We start from the raw sequence: 5586 nt of genomic DNA on the forward strand, positions 1-5586 counted from the left end.
TTAAGAACCCCGATTTAGAATCGTTAGGCACACCTCACATTATGGTGCTGTGGAATGGAGAAACCATCGATGGCTGGGTGATGCGCGTCGGGGATTTACTGATGCCTCTGGTCGCGGTCATGGGCCGCGAGTTAGTCAGGGGTAACTACATCCAGGCCGATGAGACGCCGGTGGATGTGCAGACACGCGATGGCCGGTCGAGGAACCACCCCGGCTATCTGTGGCAATACGGAACTCCGGGCGGCGCAGCAATCTTCGAGTTCCGCATGGGGCGCGGACGCGAAGGGCCCATGCGTTTCCTGGAAGACTTCGCAGGCATTTTACAGACCGACGCTTATGCGGCTTACGGCCGTGTCGGCGGACCGAAGATGGTGCATGCCGCATGTTGGGCGCACTCAAGAAGACGCTTTGTAGAGGCGATCAAGCTCAATCAGCTAAACAATTGAAATCGCCCGCTTCACAATGTTCCCGTATTGTTCCCGCCACGTAGAAAGCGCGCTGAAACGATTTTGACTGTGGAACGAGCGAGGCTATTAGCTGTCGAAGGAAAGGAGCCACAGTCCATTCCAACGGCATCCGCCACTCCCTTGTTGTCAGCTACATCTACGAACTGCCCCTTGGGCCGCGGCAAGAAGCTCGGCTCCGTCGCCAGCGGCACGGTCAACGCGTCGTCGGCGGATGACAGGTCTCCGGAATCTCCATCTTCAAAGAGGGCTCCCGCTCTCGATCGTGACCGCAAACAACACCTAGGTCAGTTAGGCGGCAACCGTCGTCCCAACGTCGTGGCTGGATATCACGTTCCCAATCCGACCATTAATCGGTGGTTCAACGTCGGCGCCTTCCCGGACTCCTCCAAACCCCTTCGACTTCGGCAACGCGCAGCGCTACATCTCGCAGCTTCGCTCACCCGGATACCAGAACTGGGACCTCGCCATGCGGAAGTACTTGGCACTTCACCGACTCCATGCGCCTGCAGTTCGCTCCGAGCTCTTCAACGCCTGGAATCATCCATCAACAGATCATCATGCCGCAGATTCTTGTCGGCGTTCTTGATTCGAATGAGTGGTTTGCCGGCTTTCTGCAGAGTCTGATTCACGCCGCTGCAGGCTCTCATAGTTGGCAGTCAGTGGATTGACGTAAATTTGTTTTCCGCCGAGGTCTTCAGTGTGGCTACTCTCCCGAAATTCGGTCTAGGCGATGACGTCACCCACCCTGGATCAATGCAGCTTCCACTTGGTCTGGGCGCACAGGTATTGTCGACGGGCTATAATACCCTTCAATTCTGAATGATTTCGTACGGGTAGTCGCGTGCGGATGGATGTCATACTTCAGGCTGTCATGGGCGCGACTAACAGCGTGCGAGCAATGCTGACGATGCGCGCCACCCGGGCCATAGCCATTGTGTGCAACGAAGCGCAGATGCTGGGTGCAACCACTGAAATTATGATGAAGCACATCCGACTCGCGGAGAAGCATTCCCGTTCCGGTTGGTTTTATCGCCGGAGCCTCCCCCGACTATGGTTCACACTTCTCGCCATTGCGGCAATAGCTCTTTCCCCCCACGCTTTCGGAGCGGAACCACTAAAAACGAAGAACATCCTGATCTTATACAGCTTTTCAGATCGCAGCATTTTTGATCCGGCTAATTTGAAAACCGCGTTGCGAGCCCAGATTCGATTGGATCTCAACTTTTACGTAGAGTATATGGAAGCTCAGCGATTCGAGGATGAAGCATATCGAGTGAGCCTGGCAGAAACTCTACGCCTTGCGTATCGCGGCGAAAGGCTGGATCCGGTGATTGTAGAGTCCTATCCGGCACTTCGATTCGTCGTGCAATACCGCGATCGAATATTTCCTGGTGCGCCAATCCTCTTCAAAGGTGTTCACAGCGGCAGAATCAATGCGCAGAAGATGTGGCCCGGTGTAACCGGCGCGACGGTTCCTGTAGATATCCAAGGCACGATAAATCTTGCTCTTCGTCTCCATTCGAATACAAATGCGGTCGCTGTCGTCACTAACAAATCGGGGTTTGAATGGTATTGGCTGGCTGCTGTCCATTCCGAGCTCCTTCGTCATCAAGACGAGGTGAGAGAGATCGACATTGTCGGGCCCGCTGACCAACAGCTTCTTGAGAAGGTCGCCGGCCTACGCCCTCGGACTGTGGTTTTGTTTCAGCTTGCGCTACAAGATTCAAGGCATCCAGCGATGGGTGTCTCTGACATTGTTGCGGCGATTGGGCAACGTCTCCCTATTTATTGCATCTTCCCGGCGCTCTGCTTGAATCACTGGGGCATCGGCGGGGTTGCTCAAGATGACGGGGAGGAAAACGCACTGACGGCGAAACTAGCGGCACGATTACTCTATGGGGAGCCGCCCGGCAACATTCCCGTTGTGCACGGGACCGTAACAAACCATGCCCTGGTAGACTGGCGACAGCTCCGGATTCCTGAGGCAGCGCTGCCGCAAGGCAGTATAGTTTTATACCGCGAGCCCACAGCTTGGGAGCGCGATCGGAAGTACATTGTCGCTGCCATTGTGCTGATTGTCGGTCAGTCACTGTTGATTATTGGATTGTTATGGCAGCGAGCGCGCAATCGGAAAGCCGAATCTGTTCTTCGTGAGAGCGAGAAGCGCTTTCGCGTTCTGGCCGATTCGACACCGTCTCTGATCTGGATGTGCGACCAGCGGGGCAAGATCACCTATCTGAATGACAGGCGGCTCGCGTTTACCGGGCCAGATCCGCAGGCCGGGTATGGCGACACGTGGACCGCATATCTCCATCCGGACGATCTGGAGAGGGTGCTTGAAGCACTTTCAGAGGCTTTGAAAGTCCGCGAGCCCTTTTCAATGGAGTACCGCCTGCGTCGCGGAGATGGAGTCTACCGGTGGATGTTCGATGTTGCGTCCCCGAGAATGAATGGTGACGAATCGCTTGCAGGCTTCATCGGTTCCGCCATTGATATCACGGACCAGAAGCTAGCTCATGAAGCGCTCGAAAAAGTGAGCGGGCAGTTGATCGAGGCACAGGAGAATGAGCGCAGCCGAATCGCAAGGGATTTACATGACGACATTTGCCAAAGGCTTGCAGTGCTTTCTATGGAGCTTGAGCAGGCCAATCGCACTGCCGATGGATCCCCCGTAGCTACGCAGCAGCGGATGCAGGAAATTCGGCGATATTGTTCCGAGATCGCAGACGACGTTCAATCCCTGTCGCACCAACTGCACTCATCGAAACTCGATTACCTGGGCATTGTGGCCGCTATCAAGGGTTTCTGCAAAGAATTTGCCAGACAGCATGGAGTAGTCATCGATTTTGAAGAGGATAGAGTCCCGCCGCGTTTGCCCAAAGATGTTTCACTCTGCCTTTTTCGAGTCACTCAGGAAGGACTGCATAACGCGGTGAAGTACAGCGGGACAAGCCAATTCGCAGTCGCCATTAAGGGAATCGCAGGCGAAATTGAGCTTGTTGTGAGAGATTCCGGTGCAGGCTTTGACGTGGAAGAAGCGAAGAGGAATCGCGGCCTGGGACTCGTGAGCATGCAGGAACGGGTCCATCTAGTACACGGAAGATTCTCCGTGGAATCGAAACCGGGAATGGGAACCAGAATCGTCGTGGCCGTGCCAGTGGTTATCGCAAACCAGTCTTCAGCCGCGGCGCGAAGGGAGCGGGCCGAGGCTGTGACGGGTGTCGTATGAAAAGGGTACGCATTCTCCTCGCCGACGATCACACCATGTTCTGTGCCGGTCTGCAGGAGCTTCTTGAACCTGATTATGAAGTGATTGGCTCCGTTGGAGACGGCCGCGCGCTATTGAACGTAGCTTCGGATCTGAAGCCAGATTTAGTGCTGGTCGATTTGGGGATGCCATTGTTGAATGGGTTGGACGCAGGGCGAGAACTGAAGAAACGGATGCCAAGAGTAAAACTCATCTTTCTTACGATGAATCCCGATTCAGACGTCGCGAGCGAAGCGCTTCGGATCGGTGCCTCGGGTTATCTGCTGAAGAGCTCGGGGAGAGACGAACTCATGCAGGCCGTCCGTAACGCGATGGAAGGGCTTTCATACGTAACGCCGCAAATCAGACGAGCGATTGAGCAGAGCTATATCCGAGATCCAAGGTCTTTAAGTCGTCCTAGGCATCTGAGTGACCGACAACGGGAGGTCCTGCAAATGCTGGCAGAAGGGCAGTCCATGAAGGAGATTGCTTACATTTTGCATATTTCGACCAGAACCGTACGATTTCACAAATACAAGCTCATGGAAGAGCTGAGAATCACGACTAACTCAGAACTTGTTCGATATGCAATCAAGCACTCAATAATCTCCCCACCCTAGCCAGCGACGCGCGCCCGCCTGGCATCACGATCATGCCCCTGAATTTGTCGGCTACCTATTGTGACAGTATCCAGAGTGTCATGCGGAGGGCGAGAATTTCGAAGACTTTACCGGCTGGTGATTGCGTGGGCCTTATGGGCGATGTTCGAGTGTTGCTCGCAGACGATCATGAAACGATTCTTGCGCACCTACATGCGGTACTAAGCGAATATTTTGACATCGTGAGTGCCGTAAAAAATGGACGGGATGCCGTAACGGAAGTGAAGCGTCTCAATCCAGATGTATTGGTGATCGATATATCAATGCCCATTCTTGACGGACTGCAAGCAGTATCTGAGCTGCGATCACTCGATCTTCGAACTAGGGTCGTGTTCTTGACAGTTCATGAAGACCAGGATTTTGTAGCCGCAGCATTTTCTGCTGGCGCGACAGGCTACGTCACTAAGAAACATGTGGCAACTGATCTGGTTCCAGCTATCCGTGAGGCACTGAAAGGGCACACATTCGTTTCGCCGTCGATACCCCCGTAACAGTAATCTCTGGCTCCTTGCCCATCGGAGATAGGGGATAAGCGCCGCAGCGGTTTTGCTGGCGGCGACACTATCTTTCCGGCGGCCATGTGGAATATAGTTCATCCCCTAACCGAATCAAGAAACTGGATTCGACCTGCCACAAATTGACAGGTTCCCAGCGCCTTTGGCGCATTATGAGATAGCACGCAGGGCAAACACACTAGCAAGGCCACAGATCCCCGGAAGGAGTATTTCGATGTCAATCCTATTCAAGTGGCGCGTAGGACTGTTGGCTGTTGCCGCGGTCGTTCTAACTGTTGGTGCATCGCAAACCATGCTCGCCCAAGATGTGGCGCACATGGTCAAAAGCGTGGTGAAGTCGGTAGACAAGGGTTCTAATACTACTGTGTTATAAATTAGATACCTTTATTTCGATTTCTCTGGCGCTGGCATCAGTGATGCCTTACGTTGAGGTCGATGAGCCGCCATCGGACGAATTTCTCGCGCCAGCCTGATCGTCTGCAAGCCTATCTGGATGGTTTGACCCGGGTAGCCGGACATGCGGACCGAGTTGTTCCCATCGAAAACTACACCAAGGGCCTGATGCTTCCGATCGAGCGCAAGAGCGTGGAGCCGATGGCTGCGCGGCTTGCTCCCGGCAACGTACGCCAGATGCACCAGTCACTGCATCACATAGTGGCCGATGCACCATGGAGCGATGACGCGCTTCTCGAGCAAGT

The 5586-nt window shown here is 54.2% G+C and carries 6 protein-coding genes; all 6 read left to right on the forward strand.

Features of this window, described 5'->3' with window-relative positions; translation table 11 throughout:
- A partial coding sequence (locus Q363_RS30195; protein ID WP_035358132.1) for an IS66 family transposase occupies positions 1-446 on the forward strand: 446 nt, incomplete at its 5' end.
- Between the two features lie 370 nt (positions 447-816).
- On the forward strand, positions 817-1053 hold the full coding sequence (locus tag Q363_RS47515) for an outer membrane beta-barrel protein (RefSeq protein ID WP_483782916.1): 237 nt from the start codon (positions 817-819) through the stop codon (positions 1051-1053).
- A gap of 261 nt (positions 1054-1314) precedes the next feature.
- Positions 1315-3696: a PAS domain-containing sensor histidine kinase gene (locus Q363_RS30200; RefSeq protein WP_245632567.1), complete on the forward strand. Its 2382-nt coding sequence runs from the start codon at positions 1315-1317 to the stop codon at positions 3694-3696.
- The gene (locus tag Q363_RS30205; RefSeq protein WP_035358133.1) at positions 3693-4334 is read left to right on the forward strand and encodes a response regulator; all 642 of its coding nucleotides are present in this window, start codon (positions 3693-3695) and stop codon (positions 4332-4334) included. Before Q363_RS30200 ends, Q363_RS30205 begins: the two co-directional genes overlap by 4 nt.
- 134 nt (positions 4335-4468) lie before the next feature.
- Positions 4469-4864 carry a response regulator gene (locus Q363_RS30210; protein WP_169747193.1) on the forward strand — a complete coding sequence of 132 codons (396 nt, stop codon included), beginning with the start codon at positions 4469-4471 and terminating at the stop codon, positions 4862-4864.
- A gap of 459 nt (positions 4865-5323) precedes the next feature.
- Positions 5324-5586: transposase (locus Q363_RS30215; protein WP_035358135.1), on the forward strand; the 263-nt coding region annotated here is incomplete at its 3' end.

It is taken from the genome of Edaphobacter aggregans DSM 19364, assembly GCF_000745965.1.
GTDB classification, from domain to species: Bacteria; Acidobacteriota; Terriglobia; order Terriglobales; family Acidobacteriaceae; genus Edaphobacter; species Edaphobacter aggregans.

What these genes read in the sequence shown, in the direction of transcription:
- Q363_RS30205 (WP_035358133.1), top strand. Translation starts at nt 3,693, where the DNA reads ATGAAAAGGGTACGCATTCTCCTCGCCGACGATCACACCATGTTCTGT.
- Q363_RS30200 (WP_245632567.1), top strand. Translation starts at nt 1,315, where the DNA reads ATGGATGTCATACTTCAGGCTGTCATGGGCGCGACTAACAGCGTGCGA.
- Q363_RS30210 (WP_169747193.1), top strand. Translation starts at nt 4,469, where the DNA reads ATGGGCGATGTTCGAGTGTTGCTCGCAGACGATCATGAAACGATTCTT.